7 protein-coding genes and 1 pseudogene are annotated in these 14,110 nt (G+C 65.6%); 4 read left to right on the forward strand and 4 right to left on the reverse strand.

From position 1 onward, the window contains the following. Positions 1 to 161: 161 nt before the first annotated feature. The 4 genes and pseudogenes from U5A58_RS37310 to thpR all read left to right on the forward strand — a co-directional run. Positions 162 to 863, forward strand: a pseudogene (locus U5A58_RS37310) (transposase); the annotation flags it as partial. A gap of 613 nt (positions 864 to 1,476) precedes the next feature. Further along, positions 1,477 to 6,177: a glutamate synthase-related protein gene (locus U5A58_RS37315; RefSeq protein WP_321965091.1), complete on the forward strand. Its 4,701-nt coding sequence runs from the start codon at positions 1,477 to 1,479 to the stop codon at positions 6,175 to 6,177. 106 nt (positions 6,178 to 6,283) lie between these two features. Further along, the gene (locus U5A58_RS37320) at positions 6,284 to 7,750 is read left to right on the forward strand and encodes a glutamate synthase subunit beta (RefSeq protein WP_321965092.1); all 1,467 of its coding nucleotides are present in this window, start codon (positions 6,284 to 6,286) and stop codon (positions 7,748 to 7,750) included. Between the two features lie 167 nt (positions 7,751 to 7,917). Further along, complete coding sequence (gene thpR, locus U5A58_RS37325) at positions 7,918 to 8,478, forward strand: RNA 2',3'-cyclic phosphodiesterase (RefSeq protein ID WP_321965093.1); 561 nt, start codon at positions 7,918 to 7,920, stop codon at positions 8,476 to 8,478. Positions 8,479 to 8,523: 45 nt separating this feature from the next. Here thpR and U5A58_RS37330 read toward each other — a convergent pair whose 3' ends face one another. From U5A58_RS37330 to U5A58_RS37345, 4 genes are all read right to left on the reverse strand, one after another. Then, positions 8,524 to 9,888, reverse strand: coding sequence for a D-amino acid dehydrogenase (locus U5A58_RS37330; RefSeq protein ID WP_321965094.1), 1,365 nt, complete (start codon positions 9,886 to 9,888; stop codon positions 8,524 to 8,526). A gap of 49 nt (positions 9,889 to 9,937) precedes the next feature. Continuing rightward, positions 9,938 to 11,233, reverse strand: coding sequence for an MFS transporter (locus tag U5A58_RS37335; RefSeq protein ID WP_321965095.1), 1,296 nt, complete (start codon positions 11,231 to 11,233; stop codon positions 9,938 to 9,940). A 274-nt stretch (positions 11,234 to 11,507) separates the two neighbouring features. Then, positions 11,508 to 12,275 carry an SDR family NAD(P)-dependent oxidoreductase gene (locus U5A58_RS37340; RefSeq protein ID WP_321965096.1) on the reverse strand — a complete coding sequence of 256 codons (768 nt, stop codon included), beginning with the start codon at positions 12,273 to 12,275 and terminating at the stop codon, positions 11,508 to 11,510. Further along, positions 12,272 to 14,029 carry an ABC transporter ATP-binding protein/permease gene (locus U5A58_RS37345; RefSeq protein ID WP_321965097.1) on the reverse strand — a complete coding sequence of 586 codons (1,758 nt, stop codon included), beginning with the start codon at positions 14,027 to 14,029 and terminating at the stop codon, positions 12,272 to 12,274. Before U5A58_RS37345 ends, U5A58_RS37340 begins: the two co-directional genes overlap by 4 nt. Positions 14,030 to 14,110 lie beyond the last annotated feature (81 nt).

The raw sequence follows: 14,110 nt of genomic DNA on the forward strand, positions 1-14,110 counted from the left end.
TCATTATGAACACAACGTTTGCAACAAACCATACGCGACCGTTAGAGCTTTTTTACTAGGCGCCGCGAGCTTTCCGCCGAAGCCGCATGCCAGCGAGAACTAGCGCTGGTGGGGCCTGGCGGGTCTGCGGGTATTCACCAACGGAACCAGGAAAATCGAGCATGGCACGGCTTGCACGTCTTTATGTTCCCGATCAGCCGCAGCATGTGATCCTGCGCGGACTCGATCAGCAGCCCGCGTTCGTCGATGACCAGGATTACGAACTGTTCATCGACTGCCTGAAGGCCGCGGCGCGCGATCATCATCTGGCGGTTCATGCGTGGGTTTTAATGCCCGGCGCGGTGCAACTGCTCGTCACGCCCTCCGACGAATCCAGCCTGCCTAAGGCAATGCAGGCGGTCGGCCGGCGCTACGTGGCGCATTTCAACCGGCGCTATGCGCGTCGCGGCACGCTCTGGGAGGGGCGCTACCGCGCGACGGTCATCGAGGGCGAGCGCTTCTTCCTGCTGGCGAGCCGCGTCGTCGAGCTCGCGCCAGTGCGCAACCATCTCGTCACGGCGCCCGAGGACTATCGGTGGTCGAGCTACCGCCATCACATCGGTCTCACCGTCGACAGCCTCATCACCGACCATCCCCTGTACTGGGCGCTCGGCAACACGCCGTTCGAGCGTCAGCGCGCGTATCGCGAACTCTGCGAGCAGGCGCTCGACGAACGCGAAACCACGCAGCTCATGCAGGCCACGCTCAAGGGCTGGGTGCTCGGCAGTGACACTTATCGCGATTGGGCGTCGCGCACAGCGAACCGGCGCGTCTCGCCGCTGCCGCGCGGGCGCCCGCGCAAGGTGCGCGAAGCGCCTGCCCCTGCGGCGGCTCCAGGCGCAATGGGTGCGGCGGCCACAGCGAGCGCGGCTTCGGCACCTGCGGCCGGATCGGGCGGCGGTGGAGGTGGCGGGCAATCTGTCCCCCATTCACCTTCGCACGCTAGTGTCAATCCGGCCGGCTCGACGTCGACGCATGGGAGTGGTCACGCCGGGAGTGGTTCAGCTACAACACCGGGTGCAAATCCTGGGGGACCGAGCAGCCATTCCGGTGGTTCGCAGGATTCCGGTGGCGGCGGTTCGGGAGGGCCGAGTTCGGAGCATGAGGAACGTAAGCCGGGCACCGGCACCCACTGATTGCTTTTCGGATCAAGTGTTTATGAGATAAACGGCATCTTCGGATGCCGTTTTCTTTTGCCCCAATTTGATATGGCACCATTAAAAAAATGTGCGGATGCACCAACTCGATAATTGGGGTTCGAACATCACGTTTTATTTGCATCCCCTTGATTCGTCGCGTATATTCGCCTTTCGGCTCTCCTGGGCGCATAACGCGGGAAGCACGTACTACCCCGCGCAACGCCGTACAGCGGTCACGCAAGCGGCGGGAATCAAAGAACACAACGGCTGGCAACAGCCTCACTCTGACGGTGTCCCCATGAACGATCACCAGCAGCGCGCCGCGGTGCCCGCCGCGCAAGGTCTCTATGACCCGCAAAACGAACACGACGCCTGTGGCGTCGGCTTCGTCGCCCATATCAAGGGCAAGAAGAGCCACGAAATCATTCAGCAAGGCCTGAAGATTCTCGAAAACCTCGACCACCGGGGCGCCGTGGGCGCCGATCCGCTGATGGGCGACGGCGCGGGCATCCTGATCCAGATTCCGGATGCGTTCTACCGTGAAGAGATGGCCAAGCAGGGCGTGACGCTGCCGCCGTTCGGCGAGTACGGCGTCGGCATGATCTTCCTGCCGAAGGAACACGCCTCGCGTCTCGCGTGCGAACAGGAACTCGAGCGCACGGTGCGCGCCGAAGGCCAGGTCGTGCTGGGCTGGCGCGACGTGCCGGTCGACCACACCATGCCGATTTCGCCGACGGTGAAGGCGAGCGAGCCGCTGATCCGTCAGATCTTCATCGGCCGCGGCAAGGACGTGATGGTCACGGACGCGCTCGAGCGCAAGCTGTACATCATCCGCAAGACCGCGAGCCACCGCATTCAGGCGCTCAAGCTCAAGCACGGCAAGGAATACTTCGTGCCGTCGTGCTCGGCGCGCACGGTCGTCTACAAGGGTCTGCTGCTGGCGGGTCAGGTCGGCGTGTACTACCGCGACCTGCAAGATGAGCGCGTCGTCTCGGCACTGGCGCTCGTGCACCAGCGCTTCTCGACGAACACGTTCCCGGCGTGGGAACTGGCTCACCCGTACCGCATGATCGCCCACAACGGTGAAATCAACACCGTGAAGGGCAACGTGAACTGGCTGAACGCCCGTACCGGCGCGATCGCCTCGCACGTGCTCGGCGACGACCTGCCCAAGCTCTGGCCGCTGATCTACCCGGGCCAGTCCGACACGGCCTCGTTCGACAACTGCCTCGAACTGCTGGTGATGGCAGGCTACCCGCTCGTCCACGCGATGATGATGATGATCCCGGAAGCCTGGGAACAGCACACGCTGATGGACGAGAACCGCAAGGCGTTCTACGAATACCACGCCGCGATGATGGAGCCGTGGGACGGCCCCGCTGCGATCGCCTTCACCGACGGCCGTCAGATCGGCGCGACGCTCGACCGTAACGGTCTGCGTCCGGCGCGCTATATCGTCACCGACGACGACCTGGTCATCATGGCGTCGGAAGCCGGCACGCTGCCGATTCCGGAGTCGAAGATCGTCAAGAAGTGGCGCCTGCAGCCGGGCAAGATGTTCCTGATCGACATGGAACACGGCCGCATCATCGACGACAAGGAACTCAAGGACAACCTCGCCAACGCCAAGCCGTACAAGAGCTGGATCGACGCCGTGCGCATCAAGCTCGACGAAATCGAGCCGAAGGCGGAAGACGTCGCGACCGCGCGCGCCGAAGCCGCCGCGCTGCTCGACCGTCAGCAGGCGTTCGGCTACACGCAGGAAGACCTCAAGTTCCTGATGGCGCCGATGGCGATGTCGGGTGAAGAGGCGGTTGGTTCGATGGGCAACGACTCGCCGCTGGCGGTCATGTCCAACAAGAACAAGACGCTCTACAACTACTTCAAGCAGCTGTTCGCGCAGGTCACGAACCCGCCGATCGACCCGATCCGTGAAAACATGGTGATGTCGCTCGTGTCGTTCATCGGCCCGAAGCCGAACCTGCTCGACACCAACAACATCAACCCGCCGATGCGTCTCGAAGTGTCGCAGCCGGTGCTCGACTTCAAGGACATCGCCAAGATCCGCGCGATCGAGCAGTACACGGGCGGCAAGTTCAGCAGCTACGAGCTGAACATCTGCTATCCGGTGGCCTGGGGCAAGGAAGGCATCGAAGCGCGTCTCGCGTCGCTGTGCGCGGAAGCCGTCGATGCGGTCAAGTCGGGCTACAACATCCTGATCGTGTCGGATCGCCGTGCGGACCGCGACAACGTCGCGATCCCGGCGCTGCTCGCCACCTCGGCAATCCACTCGCACCTCGTGCAGCACGGTCTGCGCACGAGCACGGGTCTCGTCGTGGAAACGGGTTCGGCGCGTGAAACGCACCACTTCGCGCTGCTCGCCGGTTTCGGCGCGGAAGCCGTGCACCCGTACCTCGCGATGGAAACGCTCGCGCAAATGGCGCAGGGCCTGAAGGGCGACCTGTCGGCGGACAAGGCCGTCTACAACTTCACCAAGGCGGTGGGCAAGGGCCTGCTCAAGGTGATGTCGAAGATGGGCATCTCGACGTACATGTCGTACACGGGCGCGCAGATTTTCGAAGCCGTGGGTCTGGCTGACGATCTCATCGCCAAGTACTTCAAGGGCACTGCCTCGAAGGTGGGCGGCATCGGCCTCTTCGAAGTGGCGGAAGAAGCGATCCGTCTGCACCGCGACGCATTCGGCGACAACCCGGTTCTCGCCAACATGCTCGACGCGGGCGGCGAGTACGCCTACCGCGTGCGCGGCGAAGACCACATGTGGACGCCGGACGCGATCGCCAAGCTCCAGCACTCGGCGCGCAGCAACTCGTATCAGACCTACAAGGAATACGCGCACCTGATCAACGATCAGACGAAGCGCCACATGACCTTCCGCGGTCTGTTCGAATTCCGTCTGGACCCGGCGCGCGCGATCTCGATCGACGACGTCGAGCCGGCCAAGGAAATCGTCAAGCGCTTTGCGACTGGCGCGATGTCGCTCGGCTCTATTTCGACCGAAGCGCACGCCACGCTGGCGGTTGCGATGAACCGCATCGGCGGCAAGTCGAACACGGGTGAGGGCGGCGAAGACGAGAAGCGCTACCGGAACGAGCTGCGTGGCATTCCGATCAAGAACGGCGACACGATGCGTTCGATCATCGGCGAAGAAGTCGTCAAGGACATCCCGCTGAAGGATGGCGACTCGCTGCGCTCGAAGATCAAGCAGGTCGCGTCGGGCCGCTTCGGCGTGTCGGCGGAGTACCTGTCGTCGGCTGATCAAATCCAGATCAAGATGGCGCAGGGCGCGAAGCCGGGCGAAGGCGGTCAGCTGCCGGGCCACAAGGTTTCGGAGTACATCGGCAAGCTGCGTTACTCGGTGCCGGGCGTGGGCCTCATCTCGCCGCCGCCGCACCACGACATCTACTCGATCGAAGACCTGGCGCAGCTCATTCACGATCTGAAGAACGTGAACCCGGTTTCGTCGATCTCGGTGAAGCTGGTGTCGGAAGTGGGCGTGGGCACGGTGGCAGCCGGTGTGGCGAAGGCCAAGGCCGACCACGTCGTGATCGCCGGTCACGACGGCGGCACGGGCGCTTCGCCGCTCTCGTCGCTCAAGCACGCTGGCACGCCTTGGGAACTCGGTCTGGCCGAAACCCAGCAAACGCTGGTGCTGAACCAGTTGCGCGGCCGTATCCGCGTGCAGGCCGACGGTCAGATGAAGACGGGCCGCGACGTGGTGATCGGCGCGCTGCTCGGCGCGGACGAATTCGGCTTTGCGACGGCGCCGCTCGTCGTCCAGGGCTGCATCATGATGCGCAAGTGCCACCTGAACACCTGCCCGGTCGGCGTCGCGACGCAAGATCCGGTGCTGCGCGCGAAGTTCTCGGGCCAGCCCGAGCACGTCGTCAACTTCTTCTTCTTCATCGCTGAAGAAGTGCGCGAAATCATGGCGCAACTCGGTATCCGCAAGTTCGACGACCTGGTCGGCCGCGCGGATCTGCTCGACACGCGCCGTGGCGTGGAACACTGGAAGGCGAAGGGTCTGGACTTCTCGCGCGTGTTCTATCAGCCGTCGGTTGGCGAGGAAGTCGCCCGTAAGCACGTGGATACGCAAGACCACGGCCTGGACCGCGCGCTCGATCACACGCTGATCGAGAAGGCCAAGGCCGCGATCGAAACGGGCGAGCATGTGTCGTTCATTCAGCCGGTGCGCAACGTGAACCGCACGGTCGGCGCGATGCTTTCGGGCGTTGTCGCGAAGAAGTACGGCCACGACGGTCTGCCGGAAGACACGATCCATATCCAGTTGAAGGGTACGGCGGGTCAGAGCTTCGGCGCGTTCCTCGCACGCGGCATCACGCTGGATCTCGTGGGCGACGGCAACGACTACGTTGGCAAGGGCCTGTCGGGCGGCCGCATCATCATCCGTCCGACCAACGACTTCCGCGGCAAGTCCGAAGAAAACATCATCTGCGGCAATACGGTGATGTACGGCGCACTCGAAGGCGAAGCCTTCCTGCGCGGCGTGGCGGGCGAGCGTTTCGCGGTGCGTAACTCGGGCGCGACGGCGGTTGTCGAAGGCACGGGCGACCACGGCTGCGAATACATGACGGGCGGCACGGTGGTCGTGCTCGGCGAAACGGGTCGTAACTTCGCGGCAGGCATGTCGGGCGGTATCGCCTACGTGTACGACGCGGACGGTACCTTCGCCGGCAAGTGCAACAAGTCGATGGTCGCGCTCGACCCGGTCCTGCAACAGGCCGAACAGGAACGCACCGTGGACCGCGCACTGTGGCACACGGGCCAGACCGACGAAGCGCTGCTCAAGGGACTCGTCGAGCGTCACTTCCAGTTCACGGGCTCGCCGCGTGCGAAGGCGCTGCTCGAAAACTGGGATGCGGCGCGACGCCAGTTCGTGAAGGTGTTCCCGACGGAATACAAGCGCGCACTGGGCGAACTCGGCGCGAAGAAGGCAAGCCAGGAAGAACTGGCCGCTTAAGCCGCGACGAAGCGATTCCAAGACGACGAAGCGCCCGCCGCGCGACAAGGTACGCGGCGGCGGGCGCGGTCCCCTCACCGAATAGATAGAGATAGACGAGAACCCTATGGGTAAGGCAACCGGTTTTCTCGAGTTCGAGCGCCAGCATGAGGCGTACGAAGCACCGCTCACGCGCGTGAAGCACTACAAGGAATTCGTGGCGGCGCTCTCCGACGCCGACGCGAAGGTCCAGGGCGCGCGCTGCATGGACTGCGGCATCCCGTTCTGCAACAACGGCTGCCCGGTCAACAACATCATTCCGGACTTCAACGACCTCGTGTTCCGCCAGGACTGGAAGAGCGCGATCGATGTCCTGCATTCCACGAACAATTTCCCCGAGTTTACGGGCCGCATTTGCCCGGCGCCCTGCGAAGCGGCGTGCACGCTCGGCATCAACGACGATCCCGTCGGCATCAAGTCGATCGAGCACGCGATCATCGACAAGGCCTGGACCGAAGGCTGGGTCGAGCCGCAAGTCGCGAAGCACAAGACGGGCAAGAAGGTCGCCGTGGTCGGTTCGGGCCCCGCAGGCCTCGCCGCCGCGCAGCAACTCGCGCGCGCCGGCCATGACGTGACGGTGTTCGAGAAGAACGACCGCGTCGGCGGCCTGCTGCGCTACGGCATCCCCGACTTCAAGCTGGAAAAGTGGCTGATCGACCGCCGCATGCGCCAGATGGAAGCCGAAGGCGTGACGTTCCGCACCAACGTGTTCATCGGCAAGGGCGAACTGCCTGCCTGGATCGGCAACACGGCGAAGGAAACCGTCTCGCCGGACGAGCTGAAGGAACAGTTCGACGCGGTCGTGATCGCGGGCGGTTCGGAAACGCCGCGCGACCTGCCGGTGCCGGGCCGCGAACTCGAAGGCATCTACTACGCCATGGAGTTCCTGCCGCAGCAGAACAAGGTCAACGCCGGCGACAAGCTGCCGAACCAGCTCGTCGCGAAGGGCAAGCACGTCGTGGTGATCGGCGGTGGCGATACGGGCTCCGACTGCGTGGGCACCTCGAACCGTCACGGCGCGAAGAGCGTCACGCAGTTCGAACTGCTGCCGCAGCCGCCCGAGGAAGAGAACAAGCCGCTCGTGTGGCCGTACTGGCCGATCAAGCTGCGCACGTCGTCGTCGCACGAGGAGGGCTGCTCGCGCGACTGGGCGGTCGCGACCAAGCGCCTTGAAGGCAAGAACGGCAAGGTCGAGAAGCTGATCGCCGCGCGCGTGGAGTGGAAGGACGGCAAGATGGTCGAAGTGCCGGGTTCGGAATTCGAAATGAAGGCCGATCTCGTGCTGCTCGCCATGGGCTTCACGCAGCCGGTTTCGCCGGTGCTCGAAGCATTCGGCGTCGAGAAGGATGCGCGCGGCAACGTGCGTGCCGCGACCGAAGGCGAGAAGGCCTACTACACGTCGGTCGACAAGGTCTTCACCGCCGGCGACATGCGCCGTGGCCAGTCGCTCGTGGTGTGGGCGATCCGCGAGGGCCGTCAGTGCGCACGTTCCGTCGACGCCTACCTGATGGGTAGCTCGGAGCTGCCGCGCTAAATCCGGTGTGCCCCGCAATAGACGGGACACACGGGAGACGGCAGGAGACGCAACGACAGAAGCCGGGCACCCGCGAGGGTGACCCGGCTTTTTTACGTGCGTGCCACTCAGCCTGACAGACAGGGTTACCATGACGCGATTGCCTGACCGAACGAGGCCCGCCGATCATGTCCGAAGCCCGCGAGACCGATCGTGACACGCAGCAATGGCGGCGCTGCTTCATCGCGCTTGCGCCCACTGCGGCGTCGCGCGATGCGCTCGCCGCGCTGGACGTGCCGTCCAACGCACGGCGCGTGCCTTACGCCCAGCTCCATCTGACGGTGACGTTCATCGGCGCGATGTCGTTCGACCAGGGCGACGTGCTCTCGCGGCGGCTCGCGGAGCACGCGCTGCTCATTCCGCCCGCGCCGGTCACGCATATCGAATGCTGGCCGGGACGCGCGCATCCGCGCCTCATGGTGGCCGTGCTCGCGATGTCGGATGCATTCACGGCGCTCGACTGGGGCGTGCGCTCGCTAATGGGAGACGTGGGATTGCCGCTCGACGCGCGAGCGTTCCGGCCGCACGTGACGCTTGCGCGTTTCGCTCGCGACGCCGTGGGTGCACCTGCGGTAAGTGGCGGCGAAGCGCTGCCGCCGTTGTGCTTCGAGTCGCTGGTGCTGTATTCGAGCACGCTCGCGAAGCAGGGCGCGCGCTACGAGGCGTTGGCGAGCGTTGCGCTCGAGTGAGCGCGCAGCCGCGCGTTGGCGTGCCTGCCGCCGCTTGGTGGCGACTTATTGACGATACCGCGCCAGCGTCAAACCATCGAGATCGATTTCCGGCGAGCGCTGCGTGACGAGGTCCGCGAGTACGCGGCCCGAGCCCATCGACATCGCCCAGCCGGTCGAGCCGTGGCCGACGTTCAGCCACAGGCCATCGACGCCCGACGTGCCCAAGAGCGGCGCGCCGTCCGGCACCATGGGCCGCCTTCCCACCCAGAATTGCGCCGACGACGGCGTTGCCGCGTGCGGGAACCAGTCGTCGAGCACTTTCATGAGCGTCTGCAGCGCCTGCTCGCGCAGCGTCGCGCGGTGGTCGCCCAGCTCCGCAGTGCCCGCCACGCGCAGGTACGGGCCGAAGCGCGTGATCGCCGTCTTGAGCGATTCGTCCATGAGCGCGGCGCGCGGAGCCTTTTGTTCGTCGACCACGGGCAGCGTGGCTGAATACCCTTTCACCGGATACAGCGGCACGCGCACGCCCAGCGGCGCGACCAGCGCCGCGCTCTCCACGCCCAGCGCGACCACTACGGCGTCCGCGGCGAGCGTGTAGGGCGTATCGTCGGCGGGCTCGTTGCGCTCGGCCGGGCGCAGGACCTCGGCCGGCGCGCGGCGCTGCTCGCGCCGGTCCTTGCGGTTGTTCGCCTTGCGGCGGCCGGGCACCGCCCGCACGCGCACGCCGTTCACCCTGCCGCCCGCGGCTTCGAGCGCGAGCACCTCGGTATCGAACAGAAACGTCACGCCGCGCGCTTCGCATACGGAGCGCAGTTCGCGCGTGAAGCGTGCGCAGTCGCCGGCCTCGTCTTCCGGGAGATAGACGCCCGCCACCGGTTTCACGCGCGACCACGCGAGCCCCGGCTCGACCTGCGCGCAGGCGGCGGCATCGAGCTCGCGATAGACGATGCCTGCATCGCGCAGCACGCCGAGCGCCGGTTGCGCGAGTTCGAGGTCGTACTCGCTGCGAAAGAGCTGCAGATAGCCCTGGCTGCGCCCGTACTCGAACGCGTGTGTGGCGCGAAACGCGTGCAGGCATTCGCGGCTGTAATAGGCGATGCGCTGCATGCGCTGCTTGTTCACGCGAAAGCGCGCGAGATCGCATTCGCGCAGCCAGCGCGCGATCCAGCGCCACTGCGCGGCGTCGAGCGTCGGCCGGAAGATGAGCGGCGAGGTGGGCTTGAGCAGATATTTGATGAGCTTTGCGGGCATGCCCGGCGCGGCCCACGGCGTGACATAGCCGGGCGCGATGACGCCGGCGTTGCCGAAGCTCGTGCCGAGCGCGACGCCCGGCTCCCGTTCGACGACGGTGACGTCGCAGCCTCGTTCGCTCAAATAATACGCAGTAGCGACGCCGATCACACCGGCGCCGAGGACGATCGTTTTCATGCCGGTCGCACAACAGGGAGGGACGGTCGGTATTGCAGCATGTTCGCGCTCATCGTGCAGTGGACTCCGCAGCCGGGCGCTCGCCCGCAGCAGCAGGCACTTCCTCGGTCAGCACTTTGCCCTTCGTTTCCGGCAGACACAGCGCCGCGACGATCACGAGCAGATAGCCTGCGCCGGCCACCGCGCCGATCGCTTTCACGAGCGAGGTGGTTTGCGCGAACACGCCCACCAGAATGGGGAAAAACGAGCCGAGGCCGCGCCCGAGGTTGTAGCAGAAGCCCTGACCCGAGCCGCGGATCGCGTTCGGGTAGAGCTCGGAGAGATACGCGCCCACGCCCGCGAAAATGCCTTGCACGACGATGCCGAGCGGAAAGCCGAGCAGGAGCATGGCGGTGTCGGTAATGGGCAGCATCGTATAGGCCATGCCGAGCGCAAACGAGCCGATGGCGAACAGGACGAACGAGGCGCGCCGCCCGATCTTGTCGCAGAGAATCGCGCCGACGATATAGCCCGTGAACGAGCCGACGATCAGCACGATCAGATAGCCACTCGTGTTGAACACCGAGAGGTGGCGCACCGTCTTGAGGTAGGTGGGCAGCCACGTGGTGATCGCGTAGTAGCCGCCGAGCATGCCGGTGCACAGCGCGCTGCCGAGCATGGTGGTGGCCAGATGCGCGGGCGAAAAGATCTGCATGAAGTGGCTGTGCGTCGCGCCGCTTTCGCGCGCGCGGCGCGTGGCGACGAACACGTCGGGATCGCTCACGTTGCGGCGCACGTAGAGAATCCACAGCGCCGGCAAGATGCCGATCCAGAAACACGCGCGCCATGCGTATTCCTCGGGGAGCAGGGCGAAGAAGGCCCAGTAGAGGATGGCGGCCGCGCCCCAGCCGACCGACCAGCTGCTCTGCACCGTGCCCACGGCTTTGGCGCGATGCTGCGGCGAGCGGATCGTTTCGGCCATCATCATCGTGACGACCGTCCATTCGCCGCCAAAGCCGATGCCCTGCAGCGTGCGCGTGGCGAGCAGTTGCCAGAACGAATGCGTGAAGCCGGAGAGGCAGGTGAAGACCGCGAAGGTGGCGATGGTCCACTGCAGCACGCGCACGCGGCCGTAGCGGTCGGCGAGGATGCCGGCGAGCCAGCCGCCGACGGCCGAGGAGATCAGCGAGCTGGTCGCGATCATGCCGGCCTCGCTCTTGGTCATGCCCCAGGTCGCGATGAGCGTCGGGATCAGGAACGAGTAGATCATGAAGTCGAACGCGTCGACGGCGTAGCCGCCGAAACCCGCGTAGAGCGTGCGCCGCTCGCGCGCGTTCAACTCGGTGAACCATTGAAAGTAGCCCATCGCGTGTCTTCCCCCATATTTGTTGTGCGCGCAACGAGCTGCGTGAGCGGCGCGTGCGGCGCTTGCGACCCGGCTGGCGCAAACGCCCTGGGTGACGTGTGCGCTCGACGCTGGCGGGCTGCGCGGTGCGACGCCGCCCGTCTCCGGTGTGCTGGATGGGTATTTTACGGTGCGAAAGCGTACTGAGGCGAGGGGCAATTTGGGGCGCCCGCCATCGTCTCGTTCCGATGTTTAGTTCGATAGCAAGCGAACGATGGCGGCGCGCCGCACGCCGCTACAGCGTGAGCCCGCCATCGACGTGGATCACCTGGCCTGTGACGTGGCGCGCGGCATCCGAAAGCAGGAAGGCGATAAGTTCGGCAACATCGGCGGGGTCGGCCACGTGGCCGAGCGGCGTTTCCTGCGCCGCGCGCTCCCACACCGGCGCGTTTTCTGGCGTAGGGCCTTTGTCCTTGCGCGTATAGCCGGGCGCGACGCAGTTCACGGTCACACCGTGCGGCGCCAGCTCCGCGGCGGCGGTTTTCGCCAGCGACTCAAGCGCGGCCTTCGCTGCGGCAGTCGCAGCGAACGGCGCGCCGGCGCGGTAGCGGTGCGCGACGAACGAACTGAGCGCGACCACGCGGGCACGGGCCGAGCGTTCCAGCGCCGGCTGCGCGCGTTGCACGAGCGCAGCGAACGCGGCGGGCATGGCCGCGAATGCGCCTTCGAGCGACGCGGCGTCGAGCGCGGCGAGCGTCTGGCGCTGCGCATGCCCGGCGTTGGCCACGATTTGGTCGAGCGCGCCGAAGTGCGCAAGCGTGGCATCAACGAGTGCCGCTGCGTTGCCGCGCTCCGCGAGATCGCCGCAGGTTGTGGCGCAGATCGCGCCCCGCTGCTCACAGTCCGCCATGACGGTCATGAGACGGGCGCGCGACGCCTCGTCCGCGCCGCGCGCGTGCAGCATCAACGAAACATCTGGCGCTGCGATGCGACGCGCGAGCGCCGCACCGATACCCGAGCCCGCGCCCGTGATCAGCACGACGCGCGCCGCGCTTGCGCTCACGCGGCAACCCGCTCTTCAGGCATACGCTCGATCTCGAGCGTTTCGTGGTGGTACGCCGCAAGCGACTCGCGGTGCGCCACGCTCACGATCGCTGCCTTCGGCAGGCGCTCCACGAACAGCTTGTAGAGACGGCTTTCGTTGTCGGGGTCGAGCGCGCTCGTTGCTTCGTCGAGGAACAGATAGTCGGGTTTGTGCAGCAGCACGCGCGCGCCCGCAAGGCGTTGCTGCTCGCCCGGCGAGAGCACGCGCGTCCAGTGCGCCGATTCGCCGAGACGATCCGCATATTCTTCGAGGCGGCAGGCGCGCAGCGCTTCGCGGCAATCTTCGTCGCTATAGTCGTCGGCGGGCGAGGGGTAGGTGAGCGCTGCCTTGAGCGTGCCGATGGGCAGATAGCTCTGCTGCGGGATGAACATCATGCGTGCATCGACAGGCGCGTCGATCGAGCCTTCACCGAACGGCCAGAGGCCCGCGAGCGCGCGCATGAGCGTGCTCTTGCCTGCGCCCGAGGGGCCACGCACGAGCCAGCGCGAACCTGGCTTGATGGCGATGTCGCGCACTTCGGAAAGCGGCATGCCGTTGGGCAGCGCGAGCTTGAGGTGCTCGGTGGCGAGCTCGTTGCTGTCGATGAAGTGCAGGTTGATGCCGCCGTGCTCGGTGGCGGGCGAGACCGATTCCTTCAGGCGCGGCGAGTGCACCACACGCACGAATTCGCGCAGACGATTCACGGTGGCGCGCCATTCGACCAGCGTGGAGTAACTGTTGATGAACCACGAGAACGAATCGCTCACGGTGCCGAATGCCTGCGAAATCTGCATGAGCACGCCGAACGTGAAGGCGCCCGCGAAGTAGCGCGGCGCGGCCACCACGAGCGGGAAGATGATGGCGATCTGGCCGTAGAAGCTCAGCACGAAGGTGAGGCGCTTCGTGTACTTCATCACGCGCCACCAGTTCTCTCGGATGTGCTGGAAGAGGCCTTGCGCGTTGCCGCGCTCCGTGTCCATGCCGTCGTAGAGGGCGATCTGCTCGGCGTTCTCGCGCAGGCGGATCAGGCCGAAGCGGAAGTCCGCCTCCACCTTTTGTTGCTGGTAGTTGATCGACACGAGCGGGTGGCCGACCTTCTGGATCACGAGCGAGCCGAACACGGCGTAGAGCGCGGCGGCCCAGACCATGTAGCCGGGAATCGCGAGCGGCGTGCCGCCCAGCGTGATCGTGAGCGCACCCGCGAGCGTCCACAGGATCGTGATGAACGAGATCAGCGTGACGACCGTGGAGAGCAGGTCGAGCGTGAGCGAGAGCGTGGTCGTGGCGAACGACTGGAGGTCGTCGCTGATCCGCTGGTCGGGGTTATCGGCGAGGCGGTCGCGCTCGATGCGGTAGAACGCGCCCTTGCCGAGCCAGTCGCTCAGAAAGCGCGTGGTGAGCCACTGGCGCCAGCGAAACCCGAGCATCTGGCGCAGATACCGGCCATACACCGCGAGGATGATGAAGCCGAACGCCAGTTCGGTGAAGGTCATCAACAGCGGCGGAAAGCGCTTGACGTCCTTGGCCTGCAACGCGTTGTAGAACTCCGCGCTCCAGCCGTTGAGCCGCACGTTGATCCACACGACGAGCAGGTTCATCACGATGATCGCGACGAGCAGCCCCCAGGCGATCCAGCGTTCCTCGGAGACCCAGTAGGGCTTGATCAGGCTCCACGCGGTGATCTTCTGGTGCTCGTTCTGATCGGGCGTGGCGCGGGCAGGTTGATTGGTCATGTGCATCCTGAAGGTGTGGCCGCCCGCTGGGGGCATGCGCTGCGTGCCGCATGGCGGCTGCGGTGCAGCGATTTTTGCAGC

The sequence above is a fragment of the Paraburkholderia sp. J7 genome, assembly GCF_905220155.1.
Classification (GTDB): domain Bacteria; phylum Pseudomonadota; class Gammaproteobacteria; order Burkholderiales; family Burkholderiaceae; genus Paraburkholderia.

Bases quoted from the DNA above. Each gene is read 5' to 3' on its own strand.
- thpR (WP_321965093.1), top strand. From the start codon at position 7,918: ATGTCCGAAGCCCGCGAGACCGATCGTGACACGCAGCAATGGCGGCGC.
- U5A58_RS37330 (WP_321965094.1), bottom strand. From the start codon at position 9,888: ATGAAAACGATCGTCCTCGGCGCCGGTGTGATCGGCGTCGCTACTGCG.
- U5A58_RS37335 (WP_321965095.1), bottom strand. From the start codon at position 11,233: ATGGGCTACTTTCAATGGTTCACCGAGTTGAACGCGCGCGAGCGGCGC.
- U5A58_RS37345 (WP_321965097.1), bottom strand. From the start codon at position 14,029: ATGACCAATCAACCTGCCCGCGCCACGCCCGATCAGAACGAGCACCAG.
- U5A58_RS37320 (WP_321965092.1), top strand. From the start codon at position 6,284: ATGGGTAAGGCAACCGGTTTTCTCGAGTTCGAGCGCCAGCATGAGGCG.
- U5A58_RS37315 (WP_321965091.1), top strand. From the start codon at position 1,477: ATGAACGATCACCAGCAGCGCGCCGCGGTGCCCGCCGCGCAAGGTCTC.